The organism is Sanguibacter biliveldensis (assembly GCF_033798665.1).
Lineage (GTDB): Bacteria > Actinomycetota > Actinomycetes > Actinomycetales > Cellulomonadaceae > Sanguibacter > Sanguibacter inulinus.
The window spans coordinates 1,425,319-1,450,961 of sequence record NZ_CP138359.1; the positions used below are offsets into that span (position 1 = coordinate 1,425,319).

General features: G+C 71.3%; 32 protein-coding genes. 22 read left to right on the forward strand and 10 right to left on the reverse strand.

Going from position 1 to position 25,643, the window contains the following annotated elements; all coding sequences use genetic code 11:
• Nucleotides 1–10 precede the first annotated feature (10 nt).
• On the forward strand, nucleotides 11–1,039 hold the full coding sequence (gene add / locus SANBI_RS06150; protein WP_319159961.1) for an adenosine deaminase: 1,029 nt from the start codon (nucleotides 11–13) through the stop codon (nucleotides 1,037–1,039).
• 16 nt (nucleotides 1,040–1,055) lie between these two features.
• On the opposite strand, the gene SANBI_RS06155 is transcribed toward add, so the two are convergent.
• Together SANBI_RS06155 and SANBI_RS06160 are read right to left on the reverse strand one after the other, a co-directional pair.
• Complete coding sequence (locus SANBI_RS06155; protein ID WP_319159964.1) at nucleotides 1,056–2,321, reverse strand: APC family permease; 1,266 nt, start codon at nucleotides 2,319–2,321, stop codon at nucleotides 1,056–1,058.
• Between the two features lie 58 nt (nucleotides 2,322–2,379).
• Nucleotides 2,380–2,790, reverse strand: a complete 411-nt coding sequence (locus SANBI_RS06160) for an arsenate-mycothiol transferase ArsC (RefSeq protein ID WP_319159967.1) — start codon at nucleotides 2,788–2,790, stop codon at nucleotides 2,380–2,382.
• A 422-nt stretch (nucleotides 2,791–3,212) separates the two neighbouring features.
• Here SANBI_RS06160 and SANBI_RS06165 point away from each other — a divergent pair, with 422 nt between their 5' ends.
• Nucleotides 3,213–4,898 carry an FAD-dependent oxidoreductase gene (locus SANBI_RS06165; RefSeq protein ID WP_319159969.1) on the forward strand — a complete coding sequence of 562 codons (1,686 nt, stop codon included), beginning with the start codon at nucleotides 3,213–3,215 and terminating at the stop codon, nucleotides 4,896–4,898.
• Nucleotides 4,899–4,935: 37 nt separating this feature from the next.
• On the forward strand, nucleotides 4,936–5,268 hold the full coding sequence (locus SANBI_RS06170; RefSeq protein WP_319159971.1) for a metal-sensitive transcriptional regulator: 333 nt from the start codon (nucleotides 4,936–4,938) through the stop codon (nucleotides 5,266–5,268).
• 31 nt (nucleotides 5,269–5,299) lie between these two features.
• On the opposite strand, the gene SANBI_RS06175 is transcribed toward SANBI_RS06170, so the two are convergent.
• Nucleotides 5,300–5,632 (reverse strand): YciI family protein, encoded by a 333-nt coding sequence (locus tag SANBI_RS06175; RefSeq protein ID WP_319159974.1) that lies wholly within the window; start codon nucleotides 5,630–5,632, stop codon nucleotides 5,300–5,302.
• A 252-nt stretch (nucleotides 5,633–5,884) separates the two neighbouring features.
• On the opposite strand from SANBI_RS06175, the gene SANBI_RS06180 reads away from it, so the two are divergent.
• The gene (locus SANBI_RS06180; RefSeq protein WP_319159976.1) at nucleotides 5,885–6,286 is read left to right on the forward strand and encodes a DUF1304 domain-containing protein; all 402 of its coding nucleotides are present in this window, start codon (nucleotides 5,885–5,887) and stop codon (nucleotides 6,284–6,286) included.
• A 50-nt stretch (nucleotides 6,287–6,336) separates the two neighbouring features.
• Here the strand turns inward: SANBI_RS06180 and SANBI_RS06185 are convergent, their stop codons facing one another.
• Genes SANBI_RS06185 through SANBI_RS06195 form a run of 3 tightly spaced genes read right to left on the reverse strand, consistent with a single transcriptional unit; the run spans nucleotide 6,337 to nucleotide 8,906 of the window.
• Complete coding sequence (locus SANBI_RS06185; RefSeq protein ID WP_319159978.1) at nucleotides 6,337–7,146, reverse strand: isocitrate lyase/PEP mutase family protein; 810 nt, start codon at nucleotides 7,144–7,146, stop codon at nucleotides 6,337–6,339.
• A gap of 3 nt (nucleotides 7,147–7,149) precedes the next feature.
• Nucleotides 7,150–7,866 (reverse strand): class I SAM-dependent methyltransferase, encoded by a 717-nt coding sequence (locus tag SANBI_RS06190; RefSeq protein ID WP_319159981.1) that lies wholly within the window; start codon nucleotides 7,864–7,866, stop codon nucleotides 7,150–7,152.
• Entirely contained in the window at nucleotides 7,863–8,906 is a 1,044-nt protein-coding gene (locus tag SANBI_RS06195; protein WP_319159983.1) for a hypothetical protein, read from the reverse strand. Before SANBI_RS06195 ends, SANBI_RS06190 begins: the two co-directional genes overlap by 4 nt.
• Before the next feature lie 181 nt (nucleotides 8,907–9,087).
• Between SANBI_RS06195 and SANBI_RS06200 the strand changes: the two genes are divergently transcribed.
• Complete coding sequence (locus SANBI_RS06200; RefSeq protein ID WP_319159985.1) at nucleotides 9,088–9,840, forward strand: helix-turn-helix transcriptional regulator; 753 nt, start codon at nucleotides 9,088–9,090, stop codon at nucleotides 9,838–9,840.
• Between the two features lie 8 nt (nucleotides 9,841–9,848).
• Here SANBI_RS06200 and SANBI_RS06205 read toward each other — a convergent pair whose 3' ends face one another.
• Nucleotides 9,849–10,268, reverse strand: a complete 420-nt coding sequence (locus SANBI_RS06205; protein WP_056131433.1) for a hypothetical protein — start codon at nucleotides 10,266–10,268, stop codon at nucleotides 9,849–9,851.
• Between the two features lie 227 nt (nucleotides 10,269–10,495).
• Here SANBI_RS06205 and SANBI_RS06210 point away from each other — a divergent pair, with 227 nt between their 5' ends.
• Nucleotides 10,496–11,125 carry a CYTH domain-containing protein gene (locus tag SANBI_RS06210; protein WP_319159988.1) on the forward strand — a complete coding sequence of 210 codons (630 nt, stop codon included), beginning with the start codon at nucleotides 10,496–10,498 and terminating at the stop codon, nucleotides 11,123–11,125.
• Nucleotides 11,126–11,195: 70 nt separating this feature from the next.
• Complete coding sequence (locus SANBI_RS06215) at nucleotides 11,196–11,579, forward strand: hypothetical protein (protein ID WP_319159990.1); 384 nt, start codon at nucleotides 11,196–11,198, stop codon at nucleotides 11,577–11,579.
• Nucleotides 11,580–11,643: 64 nt separating this feature from the next.
• Here SANBI_RS06215 and SANBI_RS06220 read toward each other — a convergent pair whose 3' ends face one another.
• Complete coding sequence (locus tag SANBI_RS06220) at nucleotides 11,644–12,279, reverse strand: alpha/beta hydrolase (RefSeq protein ID WP_319159992.1); 636 nt, start codon at nucleotides 12,277–12,279, stop codon at nucleotides 11,644–11,646.
• Nucleotides 12,280–12,358: 79 nt separating this feature from the next.
• A complete protein-coding gene (locus tag SANBI_RS06225; RefSeq protein WP_319159994.1) occupies nucleotides 12,359–12,922 on the reverse strand; it encodes a MarR family winged helix-turn-helix transcriptional regulator in 564 nt (187 codons plus the stop codon).
• 92 nt (nucleotides 12,923–13,014) lie between these two features.
• Here SANBI_RS06225 and idi point away from each other — a divergent pair, with 92 nt between their 5' ends.
• The 13 genes from idi to SANBI_RS06290 all read left to right on the forward strand — a co-directional run bounded on the left by idi (nucleotide 13,015) and on the right by SANBI_RS06290 (nucleotide 23,719).
• Nucleotides 13,015–13,605, forward strand: a complete 591-nt coding sequence (idi, locus tag SANBI_RS06230) for an isopentenyl-diphosphate Delta-isomerase (RefSeq protein WP_319159995.1) — start codon at nucleotides 13,015–13,017, stop codon at nucleotides 13,603–13,605.
• On the forward strand, nucleotides 13,602–14,765 hold the full coding sequence (locus SANBI_RS06235; RefSeq protein WP_319159996.1) for a polyprenyl synthetase family protein: 1,164 nt from the start codon (nucleotides 13,602–13,604) through the stop codon (nucleotides 14,763–14,765). Before idi ends, SANBI_RS06235 begins: the two co-directional genes overlap by 4 nt.
• A gap of 14 nt (nucleotides 14,766–14,779) precedes the next feature.
• Entirely contained in the window at nucleotides 14,780–15,679 is a 900-nt protein-coding gene (locus tag SANBI_RS06240) for a phytoene/squalene synthase family protein (RefSeq protein ID WP_319159998.1), read from the forward strand.
• A complete protein-coding gene (crtI, locus tag SANBI_RS06245) occupies nucleotides 15,676–17,274 on the forward strand; it encodes a phytoene desaturase family protein (protein WP_319160000.1) in 1,599 nt (532 codons plus the stop codon). Before SANBI_RS06240 ends, crtI begins: the two co-directional genes overlap by 4 nt.
• Nucleotides 17,271–17,606, forward strand: coding sequence for a lycopene cyclase domain-containing protein (locus SANBI_RS06250; protein WP_319160002.1), 336 nt, complete (start codon nucleotides 17,271–17,273; stop codon nucleotides 17,604–17,606). The genes crtI and SANBI_RS06250 overlap by 4 nt, the downstream gene beginning before the upstream one ends.
• On the forward strand, nucleotides 17,603–17,911 hold the full coding sequence (locus tag SANBI_RS06255) for a lycopene cyclase domain-containing protein (RefSeq protein ID WP_319160005.1): 309 nt from the start codon (nucleotides 17,603–17,605) through the stop codon (nucleotides 17,909–17,911). The genes SANBI_RS06250 and SANBI_RS06255 overlap by 4 nt, the downstream gene beginning before the upstream one ends.
• Entirely contained in the window at nucleotides 17,908–18,855 is a 948-nt protein-coding gene (locus tag SANBI_RS06260) for a prenyltransferase (protein ID WP_319160007.1), read from the forward strand. Before SANBI_RS06255 ends, SANBI_RS06260 begins: the two co-directional genes overlap by 4 nt.
• A gap of 9 nt (nucleotides 18,856–18,864) precedes the next feature.
• Complete coding sequence (locus SANBI_RS06265) at nucleotides 18,865–19,500, forward strand: trimeric intracellular cation channel family protein (RefSeq protein ID WP_319160009.1); 636 nt, start codon at nucleotides 18,865–18,867, stop codon at nucleotides 19,498–19,500.
• 50 nt (nucleotides 19,501–19,550) lie between these two features.
• Complete coding sequence (locus SANBI_RS06270) at nucleotides 19,551–20,354, forward strand: ABC transporter permease (RefSeq protein WP_319160011.1); 804 nt, start codon at nucleotides 19,551–19,553, stop codon at nucleotides 20,352–20,354.
• Nucleotides 20,347–21,147 (forward strand): ABC transporter permease, encoded by an 801-nt coding sequence (locus SANBI_RS06275; RefSeq protein ID WP_319160013.1) that lies wholly within the window; start codon nucleotides 20,347–20,349, stop codon nucleotides 21,145–21,147. Before SANBI_RS06270 ends, SANBI_RS06275 begins: the two co-directional genes overlap by 8 nt.
• Complete coding sequence (locus SANBI_RS06280; RefSeq protein ID WP_319160015.1) at nucleotides 21,144–22,202, forward strand: ABC transporter ATP-binding protein; 1,059 nt, start codon at nucleotides 21,144–21,146, stop codon at nucleotides 22,200–22,202. The genes SANBI_RS06275 and SANBI_RS06280 overlap by 4 nt, the downstream gene beginning before the upstream one ends.
• Before the next feature lie 78 nt (nucleotides 22,203–22,280).
• Complete coding sequence (locus tag SANBI_RS06285) at nucleotides 22,281–22,850, forward strand: ArsR/SmtB family transcription factor (RefSeq protein ID WP_319160017.1); 570 nt, start codon at nucleotides 22,281–22,283, stop codon at nucleotides 22,848–22,850.
• Nucleotides 22,847–23,719 (forward strand): M23 family metallopeptidase, encoded by an 873-nt coding sequence (locus SANBI_RS06290; RefSeq protein WP_319160019.1) that lies wholly within the window; start codon nucleotides 22,847–22,849, stop codon nucleotides 23,717–23,719. The genes SANBI_RS06285 and SANBI_RS06290 overlap by 4 nt, the downstream gene beginning before the upstream one ends.
• 185 nt (nucleotides 23,720–23,904) lie before the next feature.
• On the opposite strand, the gene SANBI_RS06295 is transcribed toward SANBI_RS06290, so the two are convergent.
• Nucleotides 23,905–24,225 (reverse strand): hypothetical protein, encoded by a 321-nt coding sequence (locus SANBI_RS06295; RefSeq protein WP_319160021.1) that lies wholly within the window; start codon nucleotides 24,223–24,225, stop codon nucleotides 23,905–23,907.
• 236 nt (nucleotides 24,226–24,461) lie between these two features.
• On the opposite strand from SANBI_RS06295, the gene SANBI_RS06300 reads away from it, so the two are divergent.
• A complete protein-coding gene (locus SANBI_RS06300) occupies nucleotides 24,462–25,070 on the forward strand; it encodes a thymidine kinase (RefSeq protein ID WP_056131489.1) in 609 nt (202 codons plus the stop codon).
• Between the two features lie 150 nt (nucleotides 25,071–25,220).
• Complete coding sequence (locus tag SANBI_RS06305; protein ID WP_319160023.1) at nucleotides 25,221–25,574, forward strand: DUF2277 domain-containing protein; 354 nt, start codon at nucleotides 25,221–25,223, stop codon at nucleotides 25,572–25,574.
• Nucleotides 25,575–25,643: the final 69 nt, after the last annotated feature.

Genomic DNA, 25,643 nt, shown 5'->3' on the forward strand with positions numbered 1-25,643 from the left:
GGACCCCCCTGTGGCACTGCCCGCTTCCCCCACCCGTGAGTTCGTCACCGGCCTGCCCAAGGCCGAGCTCCACCTGCACCTCGAGGGCACCCTCGAGCCCGACCTCAAGCTCGAGCTCGCGCGCCGCAACGGCATCGAGCTCGCCCAGAGCACCGTCGAAGAGGTCCAGGCGAGCTACGTCTTCGACTCGCTCGCGAGCTTCCTCGCCGTGTACTACCCGGCGATGGACGTCCTGGTCACCGAGCAGGACTTCTACGACCTCGCCACGGCGTACGTGCGCCGGGCGGCCGCGGACGGTGTCACGCACGTCGAGATGTTCTTCGACCCGCAGGCGCACACGAGCCGAGGCGTGCCCTTCGCGGACGTCGTCAACGGCTACCACCGGGCCGCTGTCGACGGTGCGGCGCTCGGCGTCGACGCCCACCTGATCCTCTGCTTCCTCCGGGACTTCTCGGCCGAGAGCGCCGCGGAGACCCTCGAGGCCTCGGTGCCCTTCGCCGACAAGATCCTCGGCGTCGGTCTCGACTCTGACGAGCGCGAGAACCCGCCGTCGAAGTTCGGTGCGGTCTTCGCCCGCGCCCGTGAGCTCGGCTACAGGCTGACGATGCACTGCGACATCGACCAGGTGGGGAGCATCGAGAACATCCGCCAGGTGCTCGAGGACATCGGCGTGGACAGGATCGACCACGGGACCAACGTCGTCGAAGACCCCGCTCTCGTCGAGGTCGTGCGCGAGCGCGGCCTGGGCCTGACGTGCTGCCCGGTGTCCAACTCTTTCGTCACCGACGACATGAAGGCCACCGAGATCGCCCAGCTGCTGCGGGCGGGCGTCAAGGTCACGGTGAACTCGGACGACCCCGCGTACTTCGGCGGCTACGTGGCCGAGAACTACGTCGCCCTCGTCGAGAAGGCGGGCCTGACGAGCGAGGAGGTCGTGACCCTCGCGAAGAACTCCTTCGAGGCGTCGTGGGTCTCGGACGCCGACCGAGCCCGCTTCCTCGCCGAGGTCGACGCCTACGTCGAGGGCTACGCCGGCTGACGCAGCGGGTCAGCCTTCACTGCTGCGGACGGGCGCGGGCCCGCGTGCGCCACAGCCTGTAGACGACGCCTGCCGCCAGCACGGTGGTGCCGGCCACCGCGGACGACGGTGGAAGCGTCGCGACGAGCACCACGCACCCGAGGGCTCCAGCCACCTGGAGCCCTCGGGGCGTGCGGCGGTCCTGCTGCCGCTGGGTGAAGGCGGCGAGGTTGGCGACCAGGTAGTAGACGAGCACACCGAAGGACGAGAACCCGATCACCCCGCGCAGGTCGACGATGAGGACCAGGACGCACACGACGACGGCGAGCGTGACCTCGGCGCGGAGCGGCACCTGGTGACGGGGGTCGACCGCGTCGAGCCACCGCGGCAGGTCGTCGTGGCGCGCCATCGCCAGGCTCGTGCGCCCCACGCCGGCGAGCAGGGAGAGCAGAGCGCCGAGGGCTGCCGCGGCTGCTCCGACGGTCACGACGGGGACCGCCCAGGTCCACCCACCGGCCTGGACGGCGGTGGCGAGCGGCGTGGCCGAGGCGGCCAGCCGGTCAGGTCCGAGGACCGAGAGCAGCGTGACGGCAACAGTCCCGTAGACCAGGACCGTGACGGCCAGGGCGATGTGCACAGCGCGGGGGATCGTGCGGCGGGGGTCACGGACCTCTTCACCGAGGGTCGCGATCCGTGCGTAGCCGGCGAAGGCGAAGAACAGCAGCCCCGCAGACTGCAGGACCCCGTACCAGCCGTCGGCGTGGCTGAGGGTCAGGTCCAGGCGCGACCACCGGGGTGCGCCGCCCACGAGCGCGGACACCACCACGACGACCAGCGCCACCAGGACGACGACCACGACGACCCGCGTCAGGCGGGCCGTCCGGGTGATGCCGCGGCAGCTGACTGCCGTCAGCACGACGACAGCCGCGACACCAGCCGGACGTTCCCAGCCTGAGGGCGCCACGTAGGCGGCGAAGGTCAGGGCCATCGCGGCGCAGCTCGCCGTCTTGCCCACGACGAAGCCCCACCCGGCCACGAATCCCCACCACGGGCCGAGACGTTCGCGGCCGTAGACGTAGGTGCCACCCGACGTCGGGTACTGCGCGGCGAGCTGGGCCGAGGCCGTCGCGTTGGCGTAGGCGACAGCCCCCGCCAGGAGGAGACCGAGGAGCAGGCCCGCCCCGGCTGCCTGAGCCGCCGGCGCGAACACCGAGAACACCCCGGCGCCGAGCATCGAGCCGAGCCCGATCACCACCGCGTCGGTGGTCCCGAGCCTGCGGGCCAGGGGAGCGGGGACGGTCATCGGAGGTCGGTCGTCCGGGGCGGCCGGTGATCGGACGGCGCCGGAGCCGTCGTCAGGCTCAGCGGATCCTCCGGTGCAGGTCTTCGACCCGGGGACGGATGTCGTCGCGCACGAGGCGCATCCGCTCCATCCCCGTGACACCGCGCTCGGAGGGCTCGTCGGTGATCCACGTCTCGAGCCGTGTCCCGGGACCTACGACCACCTGTGCCTCGGAGCCGAGCACGACCACGACGTCAGAGGCCTCGACCATCTCGGCGGTCAGGGCCTTCGGGTGCTCGTCGCCGACCCCCACGCCGATCTCCGCGAGGGCCTCGACGGACTGAGCGTTGAGCGAGGCACCCGGCGCGGTCCCGGCGGAGGTCACCACGACAGCGTCCCCGGCCAGGTCGCGCAGGAGGGCCGCCGCCATCTGCGACTTCCCGCCGTTCTTCTGGCAGACGAAGGTGATGTGCGGGACTGTCTCGGTCATCGCGGGCTCCGGTCGGGTTGGCGTCGTCAGACAGTCAGGAGGGGGTGCTGCTGGGCACCATAGCCTGCCGAGGTGTCCAGAGGGTCCGACGTGTCTCACGCGGCCACCCTGCCCAGAGCCGTCCGGCCCTGTCGAGGGGGCCGACGGCGGGGACGAGCACGTGACCCTGCTCGCTAGCGGCCCCGCAGGCGTGCGAACAGCCCCGCCTTCTTCGCCGGGGGCTGGTCGTGGCCGGGGCAGCGGTCGGAGGTGGGGACGCCCTGCATCACCTGGTCGACGTGCTGCCCGCACCCCGCCCAGGTGGTCTTCCCGCAGGTCGTGCATCGGGTCGCTCGGCACATGGTGGCTCCATCTCTCGTGGTGGTGCCGACGGGGCGTCGGCACTGCTGACAATATACCCCCGGGGGTATACCATGCTCCACATGAAGACACTCATCATCGGAGGGGTGGCCGGAGGCATGTCCGCGGCCACACGGTTGCGCAGGCTCGACGAGCACGCCCAGATCGTGGTGCTCGAGCGCGGACGGTACGTCTCGTTCGCCAGCTGCGGGCTGCCGTACTACGTCGGTGGCGTCATCGAGGACCGCGACTCGCTGCTCCTGCAGACGCCTGAGTCGCTCGCTGCTCGCTTCGCCCTCGACGTCAGGGTCGGGCACGAGGTGGTGGCGATCGACCCCGCGGCGAAGACGGTCACCGTGCGCGAGCTCGCCTCGGGCGAGACGACGACCGAGACCTACGACACGCTCGTGCTCGCCGCCGGGTCGTCGGCCACCCCCCGCGCCGGCTCGGGCGACCTGCCCTGGCACACCCTCCGCACGATCGACGACGTCGACCACATCGCCGCGCTGCTGGGCGCGGCCGGGGCAGACGCGCGAGCCGTCGTGGTGGGAGGCGGGTTCATCGGCCTCGAGGCTGTCGAGAACCTCCGGGCACGGGGCGTCCACGTGACTCTCGTCCAGCGCGGGCCGCAGATCTTCTCCCCGCTCGACCCGGAGATGGCGCAGCCTGTCGTCGAGACACTCCGCGGGGCCGGTGTCGACGTCAGGACCGGCGTGACGGTCGTCGCGAGCGGCGCAGGTCACGTCGACCTCAGCGACGGCTCCCGTCTGCCAGCTCATCTGGTCGTCGACGCCTCCGGTGTCACGCCAGAGACGACCCTGGCTGTCGCGGCCGGGCTGACGATCGGGCCGACCGGCGGGATCGCCGTCGACGGGCGCCAGCGGACCAGCGACACGTCGATCTGGGCTGTCGGAGACGGTGTGGAGAAGGTCGACGCGATCTCGGCCGAGCCGACGCTCGTGACGATGGCGGGACTGGCGAACCGGCACGGACGTGCTGCCGCTGACGACATCGCCGGGCTGGACCCAGACGACGCCCTGCCGGCTCTCGGGACCTCGATCATCGGCATCCTCGGGCTCACGGTCGCGACCGTCGGCTGGAACGAGAAGCGGCTCACCGCGGCGGGGCGGCCGCACCGGGTCGTGCACACCCACCCGTCCTCCCACGCCGGCTACTACCCGGGCGCGGCGCCGATGGCGATCAAGCTCCTCGTCGACCCCGCCGACGACGCGATCCTCGGGGCGCAGATCGTCGGGACGGACGGGGTCGACAAGCGGATCGACGTCATCGCGACCGCCATGGTAGGCGGCATCACCGCGCGGGGCCTGGCCCACCTCGAGCTCGCCTACGCCCCGCAGTACGGCTCCGCCAAAGACCCGGTCAACCTCCTCGGGTACGTCGCGGAGAACGTCGCCGACGGTGTCGTGGCGACGGTCCAGTGGCACGAGCTCGACGAGCAGCGGCGAGACGGAGCCACGCTGGTCGACGTGCGCACCGCCGACGAGCACGTCCGCGGTGCGATCCCTGGTGCCTTGTCCGTCCCGCTCGACGACCTCCGCAGCCGTCTCCACGACCTGCCGGCAGGCCCGCTGATCGTCCACTGCCAGGTCGGGCAGCGAGGTCACACCGCGGCTCGTCTGCTCACGCAGCTCGGCTACGAGGTCAGCAACCTCGACGGCGGGTGGAAGACCTGGGCCGCCGGGACGGCCTCCCGCCGTGCTGGCGAGCACGCCACCGCAGCGTCGGTCGCCGCAGGGGTGAGAGCATGAGCCGGCCCCCACTCCTACCCCGAGAGGCCCTGAGAGCATGAGCCAGACCCAGACCGACGGTCCTGAGACCTCCGCTGCGGCGCTGCACGACGCAGCGGCCGTCAAGAAGGTCGCCAACCGCCTCCGGCGCGCCCACGGCCAGCTCGCGGCCGTGATCGCCGCCGTCGAGGGCGGCGGGGACTGCCGTCAGGTCGTCACGCAGCTCGCGGCCGTCTCCAGCGCGCTCGACCGTGCCGGCTTCGCCATCATCTCGACAGCGATGCGGCAGTGCATCAGCGAGGGCGACGAGCCGGACGGTGACGAGTCGACGTCCGGGCCCGCGAGGCTCACGGTCGACGAGCTCGAGAAGATGTTCCTCACGCTGGCCTGACCGGGTGCGCCGTCGGCCAGGGGAGATGTCTTCACCCCCAGGGCCACACCGGACGCACCTCTACGGCCCCGAACCGGGCCATCGGGTGAGCAGCGGCCGCTGCGACCGCGGAGTCCAGGTCGGCAGCGTCGATGACGTCGAAGCCCACGACCCGCTCGCTGCCCCGGGTGACAGGTCCGGCTGTCGTGGTGCACTGCCCTCCTCGGACCCGCACAGACACCGCGTCGTCCTCGGGGCGGACGCGGTCACCGAGCACGTAGGACCCGGTTGCCTGCAGGCGCTCGACCCACGCTCCGGCGTCGTCGCCGTCGGCGTCGTATGGCTCACCGGTCGGGTCGTCGCAGATCAGCAGCAGATAGCGCATGGTGCCTCCTCGGGGGTGACGTGGCCCCGCCGTGGCCGACGGCTGGGTACAGACGCAATCTAGCGACGACGGACCGGCGCGGGAAGGTCTTGGCGGGGCCCAGGTCCGCCCGGAGCGGTCACCACGACGCCGCGGGCACCTCCGACGAGCGGGCGTCCGGCGTACCCTGGGCGCAGCGGCACCGCCGCACGGCCGTGCTCCACGTGCCGTCCGCCCGTCCGGGCGGAGGATCCTCCTGACGAAAGAACCACAGTGCTCGAGAACCTGCCTGTCGCCGCCGCAGTCTTCGCCGTCCTGGCGGGGCTCGTGCACGTCTACATCTTCGTGCTCGAGAGCCTGCGCTGGACCGCGCCCGCTACCCGGCGCACCTTCGGCACCTCCGAGGACGAGGCGCTCGCCACACGCTCCATGGCCTACAACCAGGGCTGGTACAACCTGTTCCTGGCTGTCGGGGCGATCGGCGGGGCTGTCCTCGCGCTCGCGGCCGACGGCACGGCCGCTGTGGCAGGCTCGTCGATCCTGCTCTTCGCGACAGGGTCGATGGTCGCCGCAGCCCTCGTGCTCATCACGAGCGACAGCACCAAGCTCCGCGCCGGGTCCGTCCAGGGCTTCTTCCCGCTCGTCGCGATCGTCCTGGCGCTCCTCCTCGGCTGAGCTGCTCTCGGCCGCCCGCCGAGCACGGCTGGGGGTTGGCTGACTTCGGGTTACTCGGCGAGCGCGTTGAGCGCCGACCACCCCAGCGTCGGGGCACGCCCGGGAGCCGCCGAGGCGTCTCCGAGCATGGTCGCGGCCATCTCACCGACCAGGCTGTACGCGGCCTCGGCGATCGACGACCCGGCGCTGATCCTGTGCGCGCCGGCCGCAGCGAGCTCCCCGACGGAGAGCGTACCGGGGCCGAAGGCGACGTTGACGGGGACCGGTGACGCGGCGACGAGGGCCCGGACCACGTCGGCCTGGAGCGCGCCGAGCACGAAGATGCCGCTCGCTCCTGCCTCGGCGTAGGCGAGCGCCCTGTCGAGCGTCTCGTCGAACCAGGCGAGACTGCCCACGCCGCCGAGCCGGTGCGTGTCGATCCGGGCGTTGACGAACAGCGGGACACCCGCGTCCTCGGCGGCCGCGCGGGCCGCAGCCAGCCGGGTCACCTGCTCGGCGACCGGACGCATCGAGTCTTCGATGTTGATCCCCACCGCGCCCGCCTCGACGACTGCGGCGACAGTGCGCGCGACCTCTTCCGCAGGACCGCCGAGACCGTTCTCGATGTCGGCCGAGACCGGCACCTCGACGGCCCGGACGATCGCTGCGACCGCTGCGAGGGCGTCCGGCCTGGCCAGCCGGTTGCCGTCGGCCGACCCGTGCGCCCAGGCCACCCCCGCGCTCGTCGTGGCGACAGCGGCTGCTCCGGCCGCTGCGACGACCCGTGCCGAGGCGACGTCCCAGGCGTTGGGGAGCACGAGCGGCGAGCCGGAGACGTGGAGAGAGGCGAAGGCCCGGGCGAGGGCGACCTGAGAGAGCATGCCCTAGTGGACCACACCGGGGCGCTCGGCGACGACGAACAAGAAGCAGAAGAACGCGCTCCGCTCCCCGCTCGCGATCCGTGGGGGCATGAGCTCGGGTGGGGTGTCCTTCGACGGTCCTGGCTCGTCGAGGACGCGCAGGTCGAGACCCGCGTCGGTCACTGCCCGGACGACCTCCCGGAGCGGGCGGTGCCAGAAGGTCAGCTCGGTCGTCTGGCCGTTGAGCTCGACGTCCTCGGAGTAGAGCCTGGTCTTGAAGTAGTCGTCCTCGGGAGCGTTGAGCACCTGGGCGAACGGGTGGTTGACAGAGGCGACGAGCCGGCCGCCCGGCCGCAGGACGCGTCGGAGCTCGGCGAGCGGCCCGTCCCAGTCCTCGAGGTAGTGCAGCACCAGGGAGGCGACGACCACGTCGTAGGACTCGTCCTCGTAGGGCAACGGCTCCGCCAGGTCGTGCACGGTCAGCGGGACCGTGCCACCCAGCCTGCGGCGAGCCAGGTCGATCATCGCCGGGCTCCCGTCGAAGCCGGTGACGTCCGCGCCACGGGCGACGAGCTCGGCGGCCAGCGGCCCGGACCCGCACCCGGCGTCGAGGATGCGCCTGCCCTGCACGTCGCCGACCAGGTCCAGCACGGCGGGGCGCTCGTAGCAGGCGTTCAGCAGGCTCGTCGCGTTCTCCGCCTCGTAGTCGTCAGCGAACCTGTCGTAGTCGTCGGCACTCATGCTGTCTCCGTCTCTGGGGCCGGGTTGATCGTGTCGCCGTCGCTGGTCAGGCGGGCGTCGGGGTCGATGGCCAGCACCTCGAGGCCCGGGGTCTCGACCAGCTCTCGGACGAGCTCGGCCGAGCCGGCCACGAGGGTCGAGTCCCAGTCGATCTCGGTCGCGAGGAACCATGCGTGGTCCTCGGGCCAGACCATGCTGGGCGTCTGCGGCGACCAGCCCGGGCGGACCCAGGGAGCCCGGTCGCCCCACGCCGGGTCGGCGAAGTCGTCTGCGCCGGCCTGGAAGAGCACGTAGGTGCGCCCGGTGCCGCCGTGCAGGTCGAAGGTCGGTCCGCTCGCGATCTCGTGGGACAGCAGGCCGGTGCCAGGCTCGGGGTCTCGGTGGAAGAGAGCGATCCGGTCCGTCGTCGCCCACCTCACACGGGTGAGCGCTCGGCGCAGCGTGGCGCGCAGTCGTGTGCCTGCAGCCCGGACCGCCGACCGGAGACCACGGTCGTCGGTGGTCGGGTCCGGAATCTCGGCGGTGTACGTGGCGTAGCCCGCAGAGCTCATGAGTCCGCCCCAGCCCTCCCAGACCGCGGCGACGCCGGCGGACGGTGTGGTGGTGTGACGTGCGAGGACACGTGCTGCAGCTGTGAAGGAGTCAGGGTCGCAGCTGCCCTCCGGGGGCATGTCGTAGCGCCAGCCGTCGGGGGCCACAGTCTGGGACTCCTCCCACCTCCCGAGCCCGACGAGCCGCGCGTACTGCGCCTCGCTGTGCATGGTCGTGCCGAAGGCTGCGGCGACCTCCGCCCACGTGGTGCGTCCGGTCTCGAGCGCCGCCTCGATGTCGGTGACCCCGGCGAAGAGAGACTCTTCCTCGACCCCGTGCCACGTCCCTGTCGCGCGGGGCCGGTCTCGCTCGACCGTGTGGAAGATCCGTGCGTAGGCCTCGAAGCCTCGTGGCACGACCGAGAGGATCGAGGCGAAGGGCTCGGACTCCATCGGGCGCAACCACTCGCCCCGCGAGACGTCGGGTTCCCACATGAGCTGCTCAGGCACAGGTCGATCTCCTCGGTGTCGCCCCCTGCCCTGCCGGGGGAGACCCCAGCAGGGTGACGCGCGTCGCGCGCGTCAAGGCACAGTACCGGCCGGACATGGAGGTCTTGTGATCCATGGCACACCTGGGCATGATCGGGATCATGACACCACGGCAGATCCGGCGGCTCGGCGGGGTGGGCGGATGTACCTGACGATCGTCAGTGCCGCACGCTTCCTGGTCGAGCACTCCGACGAGCCGGTGACCCTGCACGACCTCGCCGACCATGTCGGCTACAGCCCGTTCCACGTCGCGAGGTCCTTCGAGAGGTACGTCGGCATGCCGCCCGGTCAGTTCCTCGCGGCCCACAGGTTCCAGCGCGCCAAGCAGATGCTGCTCGCGGGCGAGGACAAGGTGATCGACATCTGCAACGCCGTGGGCTTCAGCTCGGTCGGCACCTTCACCACGCGGTTCGTCAAGGTGGTCGGCCTGAGCCCGACGGACTTCCGTCGGCTGCCGCACACCCTCGCCGACCGCCAGCCGCGCCCGGTGAGCGTCCGCGGCCCGCAGACCGACGGCACGGTGATCACAGGAGCGGTCCACCTGAGCCCGGCCGCACGCACGAGCGTGGGACCCAGCCCTGCGGTGTACGTCGGTCTGTTCCGGCGGCGTGCGGCGCACGGTGTGCCCGTGGCGGGGACGCTCATGGGGCCCGAGGGCTATTTCATCCTCATGGACGTCCCGCCGGGAGCTTTCTGGCTGCTGGTGTCGGTCCTCGCCTCCAGGGCCGACGCACCCGGGCAGCTGGTCCCCGTGACCCAGGTGGTCGGGGCTGCGTCGAGGCCGGTCCTCGTGCCCGAGCGCCCCGTGTCGCTCGTCCGCGACGTCTCCGTCGACGTCGCGCCAGACTGGTTCGCGCCTGTGCTCGTCGCGCTGCCCCCGCTCGCCGCGGCCTGACGGGCCGGTCAGGCGTCGACGGCGGAGGCGGCCGAGATGAGCGAGTGCAGGGCCTGCCCGTAGGCGTCGGGTGCCGCGTCGGCGCGGAACTCGGCGGGCTCGCCGTGCAGGGTGATCGTCACGACGTAGTCGTCGGAATCGGTCCGGGCGAGCGACCTGAAGGTCGCGCCGAGCAGCGCCCGGAGCTGTTCCTCGGAGGGCAGCCAGAGCGTCTGGTCCATGTCGACGGAGTCGAGGGCCCACTCGGTCGTGCCGTTGAAGCCGAGGATCGTCCCGGTCGGGTACTCGTGCACCTCGATGGTCAGCTCGCTGACTGTGTAGACCACCTCGTCGAGGTCTTCGGCCTCGAGGGTGAACCTGTCGCCGGGGGCGGGGTGCCAGCGCAGACCGGCCAGTGCGAGGTCGCGGGCGAGGTCGGTGGAGATCATCGGCCCAGTCTCGTGCGTCTTGCCCCCGGGCGCACCCCGGGGTGCCACGTACCCCGGAGCGCCGTCCACAGCCCCTGGTGCCCTGAGGCGGGGAGGGGCAGACTGGTACTTCCGGCGTGTCCGGGCCGGTCGGGCGCCCTTCAGCCCCGGCGGCGGGTCTGCACGCACTGCCGGTCTGCACGCACGAGACTGATGACAGAGACAGACGACGGAGCGGGAGGGAGACGATGAGCGACTGCGGATTTGGTGACTTCGAGTTCGAGCGGCGGTTCTTCGTCGACGAGCTCCCACCCGCTGTGCTCAACGAGCCCGACCCAGAGCTCATCGTGCAGAGCTACTACCTCGCTGCTGAGGGTTATGCGATGCGTATGCGCGTGCAGTCGAGCACGGTCCTGCTGCCGCTCGACGGCACCGAGGACGAGCTCCAGGTGCTCGGCGACTTCGCGAGCGAGTTCGAGTTCTGCGCCATCACCGTCAAAGGGCCGATGAACGGCGGCACCCGCTACGAGGCCGAGCGCGAGATCGACGTCAACGTCGGCCTCGACATGATCCGGCTGGGTGGCAAGCGCATCATCAAGAACCGCTACGCCCTGTGGCTCGGCGGTGACGGGTGGGTGGTCGACGTGTTCGGCGGCGCGAACCGGCCGCTGATCGTCGCGGAGTGCGAGCGCGGAGGCCCCGTGACGGACCTCAGCATCCCGTCGTTCTGCGTCACGGAGGTCACCGACGACCGCCGGTTCTCGAACGAGTCCCTGTCGCACACGCCCTTCGGCGGGTGGGCCGACGCCTTCGCGCGCGAGCTTGCGGCCGACGGGCCGAAGTTCCTCCAGGGTTTTGGGCACAACACGCTGGAGTAGGGCGCTTCACGGGTCGCATGGAGACCTCTCCCCGTGGCGCGATCGCTGCGGGTCGGGCGACGATGAGCCCATGAACCTCCCGCAGCGCACCGCAGCGGCCCTCCTCGGGTGCGCAGTCCTCCTCGTCCCCGCCGCTTGCTCGAGCGGTGACGACTTCTGCGACGTCGCGACCGACGCCCGGACGGCCATCTCTGCGACAGGTGATCAGACGATGGAAGAGGCTGCGACAGCCTGGACCGAGGCGGGCGAGCAGATGGAGTCTGCCGACGCCCCCGAGGAGATCGCCGACGCGTGGGACACGATGACGGCGACAGTCGTCCAGGTCGGCGAGTACTTCACCAGCGGGACTGACCAGCAGAAGGTCAGCGACGCGACCGAGGCGGTGCTCGCTGACGAGTTCATGACCGCTCGCACGGCCGTCTACGACTACGTCGACAAGACCTGCGAGTCCTGAGGTCGACCGGACCAGCGAGTCCTGACGTCGGCCGGGCCTGCGAGTCCAGGCGTCGACCGCAGGCTCAGCCTGGCAGGACCCCGGTGAGGAACCTGGCGACGTCGGCGAGCTCCTGCTGGGAGATCCCGTGCGCGAGCCCCGGGTAGATGACCTCGGTCAGCGTCATGTGCTCGGGCAGCCACGCGCTCGTCCGGGCGAAGGCCTCGGGCGTGATGACGGGGTCGACATCCCCGCGGCCGAAGAACACCGGGGGGGCGGTCTCGGCGAGGGCAGCGTCGCCTGGCAGCTCGACGTCAGCGGTGAACCCCGACAGCACGACACCGGCGAAGAACCTGTCCGGACGGTTCCGCAGCAGGTGCGTCACCATGAGCCCACCCTGGGAGAACCCGAGCAGCGCGACTGGCGTGCTGGCCGGGACGTGCTCGTCGAGCCAGGTCAGCACGGCCTCGGCCGCGTCCTGCGTGGCAGCAGGGTCAGGACGGCCGGGGTCGACGATCGGCACCCAGGCGTACCCAGGTCCGGCGGTCAGCGGCGCCCGGACCGCGACCGACCGCAGAGACCGCGGCAGGTGCGGCACGAGGCCGACGAGATCGTGCTCGTGCGAGCCGTAGCCGTGCAGCAGGACCAGCAGTGGAGCGTCGTCCCGGGCAGGCGCGGACGGTGACCAGACGGCGGCGGACGCCTCGAGGCTCAGAGTCATCCCGCCACCCTATCCGTGGTCTCGCTGGCCCTCGCGAGCCGTCCGGGCGCTGTGGAGGAGAGCTTCAGCGGCCCCGACGTCAGTCGACCGAGCCGAGAGCCGTGACGGCCTCGACGCTCGTCGGTCCTGCTGTGCCAGGTTCGGCCTTGACGCCGCCCTCGGTCTCGAGGTGGCTGGAGACCGAGACGAGGAAGTCGACCACGTCTCGGCGTGACTCAGGGGGCACCTTCTCGGCGAGCTCACGCAACGCTCGGTGCATGCCCGTCATGCGGGCGTGCAGCTCGTCGTGCGCGTGCTGGGTCGCGGTGATCACGAGCCCGCGGCGGTCTGTCGGGTGGGGGTGGCGCTCGAGGTAGTCCGAGGCGGACAGCCTGTCGAGCAGCTTGGTGGTCGACGCGCTCGAGATCCCCAGGAACTTTGACAGGGCGCGCGGGGTCGCGTGGTCTCCGTTGCTGGTCGAGATCACGACGAACTGGAGCGCCTGCATGTCGGTCTCGTTCATGCCCATGTCGGCGCTCATCCGGCGGCGCATGCCCTGGTCGCTCTGGCGGAACCGCCTCAGCGCGTGCAGGATCTCGACCACAGAGTCACTGTTGTCGTACCAGTACCCAGGGCCGTCGTCGGTTTGCTCCGATGGGGTCACGCCATTATGTTACCTTGAGAAGTAAGTAGTTTGGCTAGCGAACGCTTGACCGACCGACCGAACAGGTCCTCGCAGACACCAGGAGGTCACCCGTGACGACAGCCACGTCCGACCAGGGCTCAGCCCAGGCCACCGAGGCCGCCCCCGTCCACGACCACGTGATCCTCCTCGCCGAGGACGGCAGCCGTATCGGGCACACGCCCCGCGCCACGGTCCACGGTCTCGACACCCCCTTGCACCTCGCCTTCTCGTGCTACCTGCTCCGCGAGGACGGTCAGGTCCTGCTCACCCGCCGCGCGCTCGCCAAGCGCACGTGGCCAGGGGTGTGGACCAACTCCTTCTGCGGGCACCCGCGCTTCGGCGAGGAGATGACCGACGCGATCCGCCGTCACGCCGCGCACGAGCTCGGCCTCGAGGTCTCCGGCATCGAGATGGTGCTCCCCGACTTCCGCTACCGCGCGGTCGACGCCTCGGGCGTCGTCGAGAACGAGATCTGCCCGGTCTTCTTCGCCACGACCACCCAGGACTGCGAGCCGAACCCCGACGAGGTCATGGACCTCGCGTGGACGAGCATGCAGGACCTCGGGACGGCCATCACCGCGACCCCGTGGGCCTTCAGCCCGTGGATGGTCAGCCAGCTCAACCAGCTCGGCGAGATCGACCTCGGGGCGGAGCGTCGATGACCAGCACGACGGACCACCCGCACCCGGGTGGTCCGCACCCGGCAGGGGACACGCTGGCAACCGGACCTGCCCCGACCTCGCGGCCTGACGCCTCGACGGCGCGGGACGGGCAGGGCGCTGCGCCCCAGAGCGTCACCGTGGACAGCGTGCTCGAGGAGTTCTTCGACGACGCGATCAGCCACGCCGACGCCTACGGCCCGGACTACACGGCGCTGTGGCAGAGCCTGCGGTCCGCCTCCGAGGGCGGCAAGCGCCTGCGCCCGCTGCTGCTCACCGGCGTGTACGACCAGCTCGGAGGCTCCGACCCGGCTCTCGCCGCGACCATCGGTGCCGCGGTCGAGCTGCTGCACACCGCCTTCGTCGTGCACGACGACGTGATCGACCACGACGTCGTCCGTCGTGGGCGGCTCAACGTGTCGGGCACCTTCGCGCAGCGTGCCCGCACCGAGGGTGCCGACGAGGCGCGCGCCGAGAACCTCGGCGCCGCCGCCGGCATCCTCGCCGGAGACCTCGCGCTCACCGGCGCGCACAGGCTCGTCGCCTTCAGCGCGGCACCGTCGGGCACCCGCCGCGACCTCGTCAGGCTCTTCGACCACGCCGTGTACGTGACGGCTGCCGGAGAGCTCTCGGACGTCCGCTACAGCCTCGACCTGGCACCTGTCGGGCTCGCCGACATCGTCGCGATGGCCGCCCACAAGACCGCCGTGTACTCCTTCGAGCTGCCGCTCCAGGCCGGCGCTGTCCTCGCAGGTGCGGACCTGCGGACGATCGAGTGGCTCAGCCACGTCGGGCGGCTGCTCGGCACGGCCTTCCAGCTGCTCGACGACCTCGACGGCGTGTTCGGCGACGAGCAGACCACGGGCAAGAGCGCGCTGACCGACCTGCGCGAGGGCAAGCTCACGCCGCTCATGGCCCACGCCCGCCAGACCGACGCGTGGCCGACCATCAGCCGTTTTGTCGGCGACGCAGACCTCACCCACGACGGGGTCGACGCCGTCCGTGAGGCCCTCGAGGCAGCCGGCTCGAAGACCTTCATCGAAGACTTCGCCGCCGAGCACCTCGCCTCGGCGCGCCGGCTCGCCGACGAGATCTCCCTGCCCGACGGTTTCACAGGCTGGTTCGAGTCCGTCACGCGCGACCTCGCGCGCCGAGCAGCGTGACGGGGGACCGGTCCGTGACAGGGGAGAACCAGCCCGCAGGTCGCCGCGGCGAGGAGCCGCGGGAGCTCCGCGACCCGCGCTACGACGCCGTCGCGCAGGCGAGCGCCGCCGTGGTCATCGAGGGCTACTCGACCTCCTTCGGGTGGGCGAGCCGCCTCCTGCACCGCCCTGTGCGCGGTCACGTCCGCAACATCTACGCGCTCGTGCGCCTCGCCGACGAGATCGTCGACGGCCCGCTCGCGGCCCTCGACCCTGCCCGCAGCACCCGGCAGCTCGACGACCTCGAGCGCGAGACCTACGAGGCGATGGAGACGGGGTACAGCACCAACCTCGTCGTGCACGCCTTCGCGATCACCGCGCGGCGCTTCGGTCTGGACCGCGACCACGTGCGGGCCTTCTTCGCCTCGATGCGCACAGACCTGACCCGCTCGGTCCACACGCCGGAGTCTCTCGACGAGTACATCTACGGCTCGGCCGAGGTGGTCGGCCTCATGTGCCTCGACGTGTTCCTCGGGGCCGAGGGGCGGACCGACGTCGCCGATCTCACCCCGGGTGCCCGGAGCCTCGGTGCGGCCTTCCAGAAGATCAACTTCTTGCGGGACCTCGCGGCCGACCACGACGACCTCGGTCGGACGTACTTCCCCGGGCTCGACCTCACGGCCTTCTCGGACGCGGACCGTGACGTGCTCGTCGCCGACGTGCAGGCCGACCTCGACCGAGCCGCTACGGTGATCCCACGGCTCCCGTCGAACAGCCGGACCGCGGTCTCCGCGGCCCACGGCCTGTTCTCCGAGCTCAACCGTCGCGTCGCGGCAGTCCCTGCCGCGGAGCTGCTGCGCACACGCGTCCGCGTCCCGGCGCCGACCAAGGCCCGCATCCTCGCGGCCGCACTGAGAAGAGGATCGATCGCATGAGCAAGGTCGTCGTCATCGGCGCTGGGATCGCAGGGCTGGCGACCGCCGGTCTCTTCGCGCGGGACGGGCACGACGTGACGGTCCTCGAGAAGAACGACGTCGTCGGCGGCCGGACGGGGTCGTGGGAGAAAGACGGCTTCAGGTTCGACACCGGACCGTCCTGGTACCTCATGCCCGAGGTCTTCGACCACTACTTCAGGCTGCTCGGGACGAGCGCCGCGGAGCAGCTCGACCTCACGGTGCTCGACCCCGGGTACAGGGTGTTCGCCGAGGGTGCCGACGCGCCCGTCGACGTCAGCCCTGACCTGGAGACGAACGTCGCGACCTTCGAGTCGATCGAGCCCGGGGCCGGTGAACAGCTGCGCCGGTACCTCGCGTCGGCGCGCCGGACCTACGACATCGCCGTCGAGACCTTCCTCTACACGTCCTTCCAGTCGAAGCTCGTGCTCGCCCGGCGTGACGTCGTCGCGCGTGCCGGACAGCTCGTCTCGTTGCTGCTGCGCCCGCTCGAGGGCTTCGTCGCCAAGTCCTTCAGGCACCGCACGCTGCGCCAGATCCTCGGCTACCCGGCAGTGTTCCTCGGGTCCTCGCCCGATCGCGCACCGAGCATGTACCACCTGATGAGCCACCTGGACCTCGCCGACGGCGTGCAGTACCCGCAGGGCGGCTTCACCACGATCATCACGGCGATCGAGCGCCTCGCCCGGGCCGAGGGTGTCGAGGTGCGGACCGGTGCACGAGTCACCGAGATCGTCACGGGGCCGCTCGGCACAGCGGTCTCGGGGCGTCGCCGCACGGCTGGGTGGCGTCGTCGTGCTGCCGTGACCGGGGTCCGGTACACCCTCGCCGACGGCTCGGTCGAGACGATCGACGCCGACGTCGTGGTGAGCGGAGCTGACGTGCACCACACCGAGACCACGCTCCTGCCGCCCGACCTGCAGACCTACCCGCAGCGGTGGTGGGACTCGCGCGAGTCCGGCCCGGGCGCCGTGCTCGTCTACCTCGGCGTCGAGGGGGAGCTGCCCCAGCTCGCGCACCACTCGTTGTTCTTCACGGCCGACTGGCAGAAGAACTTCGACGACATCTTCGGCGAGCACACAGCCGTCCCCGACCCTGCGTCGATCTACGTGTGCCGCCCGTCGGCGACGGACGCGACCGTCGCGCCCGCAGGCTCCGAGAACCTCTTCTTCCTCGTGCCCGTCCCGCCAGACCCCACGATCGGCCGGGGCGGCGACGACGGCTCGGGTGACCCGCTCGTCGAGAAGGCCGCAGACGCGGCGATCGCCCAGCTCGCCGAGTGGGCGGGCATCCCCGACCTCCTGTCGCGGGTGACCGTCCGGCGGACCGTCGGGCCGGCCGACTTCGTGGCGGACTTCAACTCCTGGTCCGGGGGTGCCCTCGGCCCTGCGCACACCTGGAAGCAGAGTGCCTTCCTGCGCGGGAGCAACGCCTCCGCCCTCGTCGACGGGCTGCTCTACGCCGGCGGGACGACCATCCCCGGCATCGGGCTGCCGATGTGCCTCATCTCCGCGGAGATCGCGCTCAAGCGCCTGCGCGGGGACACGTCGACAGGCCCGCTGGCGGAACCCCTGTGACGGGCTGGGAGTATCTCGGCGCGCTGCTCCTGTCGCTCGGTGCGATGGTGCTCATGGACTTCCGCTGGAGGCTGTTCTTCTGGGCAGACGCGCGCCGTGCCTCGATCGTGCTCGGCGCGGGCATCGTCATGTTCCTGCTGTGGGACGTCTCGGGCATCCTGTCGGGCGTCTTCTACAGGGGCGACAGCCCGGGGATGACAGGCCTCGAGATCGCACCGGACTTCCCGCCCGAAGAGCTCGTCTTCATCACCTTCCTCTGCTACTGCACGATGGTGCTGTTCGGCATCGTGCGGCGCTTCGTCGTCCGGCCGCGGGCGCAGGTGCGCGGATGAGCTACGCGCAGCTGAACCTCGTGTTCCTCGCGGTCGCCGGTGTCGTGGCCGTGGTGCTCACGCGCCGTGCCGGGGTCGGACCTCGGTGGTGGCAGGCGGTCGCCCTCGTGGTCGTCGTCCTCGCCGTGCTGACGGTCGTCTTCGACTCGCTCATGATCATGGCGGACCTGTTCCGCTACGACGACGACCTCATGATCGGCCTCGACCTGTGGCTGACACCTGTCGAAGACCTCGCGTGGCCGATCGCCGCAGGGCTGCTGCTGCCCGCGCTGTGGACCTGGCTGGGACGGAAGGACGAACGGTGAGCACCCCCACGAGCAGCACCGCACACACCCCGCAGAGCTCGGGCGGGTCTGTCGTCGCCTCGGTGATCGGGTCCTCGCGCCCTATCAGCTGGGTCAACACGGCTTACCCCTTCGCGGCTGCGTACCTCATGAGCGGCGGCGGCATCACGGCGACCTTCGTCGTCGGGACGCTGTACTTCCTCATCCCGTACAACCTGCTGATGTATGGGATCAACGACGTGTTCGACTACGAGTCGGACCTGCGCAACCCCCGCAAGGGCGGCGTCGAGGGCATCGTCCTCGACCGCCGCATGCACAGGGTGACGCTGTGGTCTGCGGTGCTGAGCAACCTGCCCTTCCTCGTGTTCTTCGTCGCCGCGGCCTTCGCCTGGCCGACCTTCGGCGGGCCTGAGGGGATCAGCCCGGCCGCGTGCCTGGTGACTCTCGCGGTGAGCGTCTTCGCCGTCGTCGCGTACTCGGCCCCGGGTCTGCGCTTCAAGGAGCGGCCGGTCCTCGACTCGCTCACGTCGAGCACCCACTTCGTCAGCCCTGCCGTCGTGGGGCTCGTGTACGCGGGGTCGTCCTTCTCGGGGCCCGTGGTCTTCACCCTCGCGGCCTTCTTCCTGTGGGGCGTCGCCTCGCAGGCCTTCGGCGCCGTGCAGGACATCGAGGCAGACCGCGAGGCCGACATCGCGTCGATCGGGACAGTCTTCGGTGCCTCGCGCACCGTGCTCTTCGCGATGGCCGCGTATGCGGCGTCGGCGCTGCTGATGATCGGCGCCGGGTGGCCCGGCGTCCTCGCGGCCGTCGTGCCGGTGATCTACCTCGTGAACATCGCGCCGTTCCGGCGACTGGCAGACGCAGACTGCGAGCGGGCGAACGCCGGCTGGCGCAGGTTCCTCTGGCTCAACATGGTCTCGGGCTTCCTCGTCACGCAGTTGCTCATCTGGATCGCGCTCCGGTAGACCTGCCCCATGCCTTCAGCCTCGACCGCCCTGGTCTCCCTCGACCTCCTGGGCACGCTGGCCTTCGCGATCAACGGCGCGATGACCGCGGTCCGCACGGCGCGGCTCGACATCGTGGGCATCGTGACGCTGGGCATGATGACAGCCCTGGGCGGCGGCTTCATCCGCGACATCTTGCTCGACGACCTGCCGCCCGCGACCTTCCTCGACGGCCGGTACCTCGCGGTCGCCGCGCTCGGAGGGCTCATCGCCTTCGTGCTAGGGCAGCGCCTCGAGAAGCTCGCGACACCCATCAACGTGCTCGACGCCGCCGGGCTCAGCCTCTTCGCCGTCACGGGCACCCTCAAAGGGCTCGAGTGGGGGCTCGGCGCGACGCAGGCGATCATCCTCGGCGGCGTGACCGCCGTGGGCGGTGGCACGCTGCGCGACGTCATGGTGCGTCAGGTGCCTGCGGTCCTGCACTCGGGCTTGTACGCCGTCCCCGCGCTGATCGCCGCGGGCCTGACCGCCGCCTTCGACGCAGGCGGTCTGCCGTTGCTCCCGTGGACCGTCGTCGCTGCGGCCGTGTGCTTCGCGGTCCGGCTCCTCGGGGTCCGCTACGACCTCCACGCCCCCCGCCCCCGGGACATGAAGAGCCGCGACTGACGCCTGCGCCGTCACGTCGCAGGCGGCGTGCGGTAATGTGACCGGTCCTCATGAACCCACTCCGCACGTACGTCGTCTTCGCCGCGCTCGGTTTCCGGCGTTATTCGGCGTACCGTCTGGCGACTGCGGCCGGGGCCTTCACCAACTCGGTCTTCGGGCTGCTGCGGGCGCCGATCACCATGGCGGTCATCGGAGCCGCGGGCGGTGAGCTCGCCGGGTACGGGGCTCTCGAGGGGGCCACGTACGCCTGGCTGACCCAGGCGGTCCTCACGCCCGTCAACGTGTGGACCTGGAACGAGCTGGCGCTGCGCATCCGCAGCGGGGACATCGCCGTCGACCTCGCGCGGCCTGTCGACCTGCAGATGACCTACCTCGCGGGTGACCTCGGGCGCGCTGCCTTCCAGGTGCTCCCGCGCGGGCTCCCGCCGCTGCTCGTCGGGGCGCTGGTGACGGGGCTGGCTCTGCCCACGACGGTCCTGCCCTACGTCCTGGGCCTGATCGCCCTGGCGCTCGGGGTCTGCGTGTCCTTCGCCTGCCGCTGGCTCGTGAACCTCGCGGCCTTCTGGCTGGTCGAGCTGCGCGGGGTGCTCACGCTGCACATGGTCGCCGTCGGTGCGCTCAGCGGGCTTACGGTCCCCGTGCACTGGTTCCCCGACTGGCTCGCGCGGATCGCCGCGGCCTCGCCCTTCCCCTCGATGGTCCAGGCGCCTGTCGACCTGCTCGCCGGACGGGTGCAGGGCATCGAGGCGCTCGGAGTCATCGGTGTGCAGGTCGCGTGGTTCCTCGGGGTCCTGCTGCTCGGCCGCGTCGTGCTCGCCCGCGGCGTCCGCAGGCTGGTGGTCCAGGGTGGCTGACCTCGCCCCGTACCGCGCGGTCCTGTCCTCGCGCATCCGGTCCCAGCTCGCCTACAGGCGGTCCTTCGCGCTCGACGTCGCCGGCTCTGCGGGGGTCGGTCTCCTCGAGTTCCTCTCGGTGTACGTGATCTTCACGAATGTCACGCAGCTCGGCGGCCTCGACTTCGCCGGCGTCGCGCTCGTCTTCGCCTTCGCCAACCTCGGCTTCTCGCTCGCCGACATCGTGGTCGGGCACGTCGACGCCCTGCCCACCTATCTGCGGTCGGGGACGCTCGACGCCTTCTTGCTCAGACCGTTGTCGGTCCTCGGGCAGCTCGTCACGAGCGACGTGCAGCTGCGCAGGCTCGGACGCTGCGCCGTGGGTGTCGCGATCCTCGCGGTCGCGCTGCCGCAGGCAGGCATCGACTGGGGGTGGGGTGCTGCCCTGCTCGTGGTCGCGATCCCGCTGGTCGGGGCGGTGATCTTCGCGGCGGTCTTCGTCGCGGCCGCGGCGGCCCAGTTCTGGCTCGTCGACGGCGCCGAGTTCACCAACGCCTTCGTCTACGGCGGGTCGAACGCTGCCTCTTACCCCACGTCGGTGTTCACCACGCCGTTGCGCGCTGCCGTGACCTTCGTGCTGCCCGCCGCCTTCACCGCCTACCTGCCGACCCTGCTGCTGCTCGGCGAGCCAGGACCCGCGTGGACCCCGGCCTGGCTCGGGTGGTTCGCGCCGGTCGCCGCTGTCGTCGCCTGGGCCGTCGCCCTCACCGGCTGGAAGGCCGGGCTCCGCCACTACACAGGGACAGGATCATGACCGAGCCGATCATCGACGTCGCCGGGCTCTCGAGGGACTTCACGGTGCGTGCTCCGGCCGGTCGGCTGCGCCGGGCGTCGCGCACGGTCCATGCCGTGCACGACCTCACGTTCTCCGTCCCCGAGGGCGCAGCCGTCGGGTACATCGGCGCGAACGGGGCGGGGAAGTCGACGACCATCAAGATGCTCACAGGCATCCTGGTGCCGACTGCGGGGACCGCGCGGACCTGCGGCAAGGAGCCGCACCGGCAGCGCCGTGAGCTCGCCCGCGAGATCGGCGTCGTCTTCGGTCAGCGCACCCAGCTGTGGTGGGACCTGCCGCTGCACGAGTCCTTCCGTGCGCTGGCCGCCATCCACAGGCTGCCTTCCGACCGTGCGGCGCGGCGGCAGGCCGAGCTCGTCGACAGGCTCGACCTCGGGGAGTTCCTCGACACTCCAGTCCGCCAGCTCTCGCTCGGGCAACGCATCCGCGGAGAGATCGCGGCGGCGCTCCTGCACTCGCCGCGGCTGCTGGTCCTCGACGAGCCGACGATCGGCCTCGACGTCCTGTCCAAGGAGCGCCTGCGCGGGTTCCTCGTCGAGGAGCGTGCCGCGCACGGCACGTCGCTGCTGCTCACCACCCACGACATGGACGACGTGCAACGCCTCACCGAGCGGATCCTCGTCGTGGACCACGGTCAGATGGCCTTCGACGGGACGCTCGCCGGGCTCGTGGACAGGGTCGGGGCGCAGCGGGTCGTGGTGGTGGACCTGCTCGGCGGTGCTCATGGAGCCGGAGCCGGAGCCGGAGCCGGAGCCGGGGTCGGTGGTGGTGCCGGCGGTGCGGGGGAGGCTGGAGGTCGGGCCGCCGAGGTGCCCGACCTGCACGGGATCCCAGGGACCGAGCTCGTGGCGGTCGAGGCGGACGGCCTGCGTCAGCGGCTCGCCTTCACGCCAGGGCTGACGACGGCCGCCGAGGTCATCGCCGCTGTCGCGGCGCGGGCGACCGTGCGCGACGTCGCGATCGAAGAGCCGGACATCGAGGACGTGGTGCGGAGGCTGTACCTGTCGCAGTGACAGGGGATGACGGGGCGACGGCTGTCCACCAGTGATGCTCCACTAGATCGTAGGAACGTTCTGACGTAGCATACGGGCATGGCACACGACATGGACGCACTGCTGCGGACGATCCAGGCGCTGGACGACAGGGTCGCCGTCCTCGAGGCCGAGGCCCGGCAGAGGCACGACGACGAGAGGCCCGGAGGGGGTGTGCCGCCTGCCAGCGACGCTGGGTCGCCAGCGTCACCCGACACGTTCTGGGCGCTCGACGGCCTGCGTGCCCGGCGGCCCGAGCACCCGTCGACCGAGGACGGTGCCGTGATGCTCTCCGGCTCGGTGACACTGCCCGACGGGACACCCGTCGAGTGGCAGCAGGGCGCAGGCAGCGCCGGCCTCCTCGAGGTCGACTGGACCGACAGGGCGGCCGCGTTCGCGGCGCTCGGCCACCCCGTCCGCGTCGAGCTGCTGCGCCACGTGCTGTCCGGGACCAGAGCCACCGCCGACCTCGCCGCGATCGACTCCCTCGGCACGACCGGCCAGCTGCACCACCACCTGCGGCAGCTGCTCACCGCCGGGTGGCTGCGGCAGAGCGGCCGCGGGACCTACGAGGTCCCGCCGTCGCGCGTCGTGCCCCTCCTGGTCTGCCTCGTGGCGGTCGAGCGATGAGCACGGCCGTGATGGCGCTGTATAGGGTCCGGACACCCCTGCTGCTCGGGTCGGCGGTGACCATCCTCGCCGGGACCCTCCTGTCGCTCGTCCTGCCCTCGGGGACCGTGGCCTCGGTGGTCTCCCTGCTGCCCCTGGTGGGGCTCGTGGGGATGCTGGCTGCGTTCTTGGTCGCGCCGCCAGCGTCGCGTCACCTCCAGGTGGGGGAGCCGGTCGTCGTGCGCAGCCCCGTCGTGGGACGCTGGGCGGCGCTCAACAGCCCGGCGACCAAGGTGCCGAGCCACGGCGTGCGCGCCTACGGCCAGGCCTACGCGATCGACCTGGTCCACGAGCCTGTCGACGGCGCCCGTCCCGAGTTCGGTAGCGGTGCCGCGATGCGCGACGTCACGGAGTACCCGGCCTTCGGGCAGGACGTCCGGGCCATGGTCGACGGTGTCGTCGTCACCGTGCACGATCGCCAGCGCGACCACCGCGCACGCTCGTCCACAGCAGCGGTGGGCTACATGATGGTCGAGGGCATGCTGCGCGAGCTCGGCGGGCCCCGGTTCATCGTCGGCAACCACGTGGTGGTCCGCAGCGACGACGGCGTCTTCGCGCTCGTCGCCCACCTCCAGCGCGGGTCCGTGACCGTGCGCGAGGGCGACCGGGTCCGCGCCGGGCAGCGCGTCGGCGCCTGCGGCAACTCGGGCAACAGCAGCGAGCCGCACGTCCACGCGCAGCTCATGGACCGCCGGTCGGCCTGGACAGGCCAGGGCGTCCCCCTCGCCTTCGCCGACGTGGCGGTCGAGGGAGGAGACCCGGGTGTCGGTCTCCCGGCGGACGGAGAGCGCATGACGGTCGCACAGCAGGCGCCGTCCCCCGACCGCTGACCGTGCGCCCCTCCTGGGCCGGCTGTGCGAGGTGCGCTCGGGGCTGCGACGCGATGGCTGGGGCGTGACCGCCCGTGAGCGGCTCGACGTCGAGGGGGAGGGGTTCCGCACCCTCGTGCTCGCGGCCTTCGCGCTCGTCGCCTCGGCCGGGGTGGCCGTGCTCCCAGGGCGCCCGGCCTGAGGTCTCAGCCCTGGTCGTGGCGCGGTCTTGGGTCGTCGCCCGATCCTCCGTCGGTGCCGGGCCACGGGCGGCGCTGCACCGCGATCCGCCGTTCTCGTGCCAGGCGGTCCCGCTCCACGCTGCGGCGCTGGAGCTGCGTCCCGATCATCGAGCTCCCGGACGCGACACAGAGCAGCCCCAGCACGGCGACGACGAACGGTCCGTCCACGACCAGGTGCAGGGCAGCGACGACGACGCCCGCGGTGAGCAGCGAGGCACCGACCTGCAGCCGTGCTCGCGGTGAGAGCCGGGCGCAGCGTGCTCTTGGTGCCGTCGTGGCTCTCATGGACGTGGTCCCCCGTGGATCCGTGTGCGCTGCGATGTCAGAGGCGACGGGTGCAGCGGTCCTCACGCCCGAGTGGTCGTGAGCCGTCGACGCTACCGAAGTCTCCAGGTCGTGTCGCGCGGGACCTGCGAGAGAGCCCGTCGCGGGCGGGAGCGCGCCCACGATCGGCCGCCGCGCCGACGCCCGGGCGCGCGATGTGATGGGATGTCCGTCGACCGCTTCACGAGAGGGACCCGATGGCAAAGCTGTACTTCAGGTACGGGGCGATGAACAGCGGCAAGAGCACGGCTCTGCTGCAGGCTGCGTACAACTACGAGGAGCGTGGCCACCAGGTCCTCCTCGCGAAGCCCGGTATCGACACCAAGGCGGGCCGGGCGATCCAGTCGCGGCTCGGTTTCGACAGGGACGTCGACTTCATGGTGGGGGAGGGGCAGGACGCCTACGCGCTGTTCCAGCAGCACCGCGCGCACGTGCAGACCGAGTCGGGGCGCGACGTCAGCTGCCTGCTCGTCGACGAGTCGCAGTTCCTCTCGGCCGGGCAGGTCAACGACCTGCTGCGCATCGCGACCCTCGATGCGATCCCGGTGATCTGCTACGGCATCCGCACAGACTTCCAGACGGCTGCCTTCCCCGGCAGCCGCCGCCTCCTCGAGATCGCGCACAGCCTCGAAGAGCTCAAGACGATCTGCCGCTGCGGTCGCAAGGCGATCTTCAACGCCCGCTCGGTCGACGGGGTCTTCATCTTCGACGGCGCGCAGGTCGCCATCGACGGGGTCGAGGTCGCCTACGAGTCGCTGTGCGCGGCCTGCTATCTCCGTGAGAGTGGCGGTCACCTCACGCGCTGAGCGCAGCATGCGAGGGCCGACGGGGCTGCGGTCCCTGCCGCCTGCAGCTGCTGTGCCGCAGACCGGTGGTCCAAGGGAGCGCCGACGCGCTGACCAGCACACCTGCGAGCGCCCTTGGCGTGACCCGCGTCACAGTCCTACCGTTGGTTCATGTGCCGGAACATCACAACCCTTCGCGGTCTCGAGCCGCCGGCGACCGACGAGGAGATCGCGGCCGCCGCCCGCCAGTTCGTCCGCAAGGTCACGGGGGTGCAGTCGCCGAGCGCCGCGACCGCAGAACCTCTCGACCGGGCGGTCGACGAGATCGCGGCGATCGTCGCGCGTCTCCTCGACGAGCTGCCTGCCCGACGACAGCCGCCGACGACAGTCCCGCCCCTGCGCAGACCTGAGGTCCGCGCGCGGCTCGACCATCTCCACGAGCACGAGCACGAGCACGAGCACGAGCACGAGCACGAGCACGAGCACGAGCACGAGCACGAGCACCGGAGCCCGGTCGCGCCCTGAGCGTCTCTCCATGAGGCCACCGGGGCCGAGACGGCCTCCGCCTCCCTGACGGGTCGAGACCTACGCTCC

What these genes read in the sequence shown, in the direction of transcription:
- SANBI_RS06185 (WP_319159978.1), bottom strand. Translation starts at nt 7,146, where the DNA reads ATGCTCTCTCAGGTCGCCCTCGCCCGGGCCTTCGCCTCTCTCCACGTC.
- SANBI_RS06205 (WP_056131433.1), bottom strand. Translation starts at nt 10,268, where the DNA reads ATGATCTCCACCGACCTCGCCCGCGACCTCGCACTGGCCGGTCTGCGC.
- SANBI_RS06285 (WP_319160017.1), top strand. Translation starts at nt 22,281, where the DNA reads ATGGCACACGACATGGACGCACTGCTGCGGACGATCCAGGCGCTGGAC.
- SANBI_RS06200 (WP_319159985.1), top strand. Translation starts at nt 9,088, where the DNA reads ATGTACCTGACGATCGTCAGTGCCGCACGCTTCCTGGTCGAGCACTCC.
- SANBI_RS06290 (WP_319160019.1), top strand. Translation starts at nt 22,847, where the DNA reads ATGAGCACGGCCGTGATGGCGCTGTATAGGGTCCGGACACCCCTGCTG.
- SANBI_RS06170 (WP_319159971.1), top strand. Translation starts at nt 4,936, where the DNA reads ATGAGCCAGACCCAGACCGACGGTCCTGAGACCTCCGCTGCGGCGCTG.
- SANBI_RS06190 (WP_319159981.1), bottom strand. Translation starts at nt 7,866, where the DNA reads ATGAGTGCCGACGACTACGACAGGTTCGCTGACGACTACGAGGCGGAG.
- SANBI_RS06165 (WP_319159969.1), top strand. Translation starts at nt 3,213, where the DNA reads ATGAAGACACTCATCATCGGAGGGGTGGCCGGAGGCATGTCCGCGGCC.
- SANBI_RS06295 (WP_319160021.1), bottom strand. Translation starts at nt 24,225, where the DNA reads ATGAGAGCCACGACGGCACCAAGAGCACGCTGCGCCCGGCTCTCACCG.
- SANBI_RS06215 (WP_319159990.1), top strand. Translation starts at nt 11,196, where the DNA reads ATGAACCTCCCGCAGCGCACCGCAGCGGCCCTCCTCGGGTGCGCAGTC.
- SANBI_RS06155 (WP_319159964.1), bottom strand. Translation starts at nt 2,321, where the DNA reads ATGACCGTCCCCGCTCCCCTGGCCCGCAGGCTCGGGACCACCGACGCG.
- SANBI_RS06210 (WP_319159988.1), top strand. Translation starts at nt 10,496, where the DNA reads ATGAGCGACTGCGGATTTGGTGACTTCGAGTTCGAGCGGCGGTTCTTC.
- SANBI_RS06175 (WP_319159974.1), bottom strand. Translation starts at nt 5,632, where the DNA reads ATGCGCTATCTGCTGCTGATCTGCGACGACCCGACCGGTGAGCCATAC.
- SANBI_RS06270 (WP_319160011.1), top strand. Translation starts at nt 19,551, where the DNA reads ATGAACCCACTCCGCACGTACGTCGTCTTCGCCGCGCTCGGTTTCCGG.
- crtI (WP_319160000.1), top strand. Translation starts at nt 15,676, where the DNA reads ATGAGCAAGGTCGTCGTCATCGGCGCTGGGATCGCAGGGCTGGCGACC.
- SANBI_RS06255 (WP_319160005.1), top strand. Translation starts at nt 17,603, where the DNA reads ATGAGCTACGCGCAGCTGAACCTCGTGTTCCTCGCGGTCGCCGGTGTC.
- SANBI_RS06160 (WP_319159967.1), bottom strand. Translation starts at nt 2,790, where the DNA reads ATGACCGAGACAGTCCCGCACATCACCTTCGTCTGCCAGAAGAACGGC.
- SANBI_RS06300 (WP_056131489.1), top strand. Translation starts at nt 24,462, where the DNA reads ATGGCAAAGCTGTACTTCAGGTACGGGGCGATGAACAGCGGCAAGAGC.
- SANBI_RS06265 (WP_319160009.1), top strand. Translation starts at nt 18,865, where the DNA reads ATGCCTTCAGCCTCGACCGCCCTGGTCTCCCTCGACCTCCTGGGCACG.
- SANBI_RS06235 (WP_319159996.1), top strand. Translation starts at nt 13,602, where the DNA reads ATGACCAGCACGACGGACCACCCGCACCCGGGTGGTCCGCACCCGGCA.
- SANBI_RS06305 (WP_319160023.1), top strand. Translation starts at nt 25,221, where the DNA reads ATGTGCCGGAACATCACAACCCTTCGCGGTCTCGAGCCGCCGGCGACC.
- SANBI_RS06220 (WP_319159992.1), bottom strand. Translation starts at nt 12,279, where the DNA reads ATGACTCTGAGCCTCGAGGCGTCCGCCGCCGTCTGGTCACCGTCCGCG.
- SANBI_RS06280 (WP_319160015.1), top strand. Translation starts at nt 21,144, where the DNA reads ATGACCGAGCCGATCATCGACGTCGCCGGGCTCTCGAGGGACTTCACG.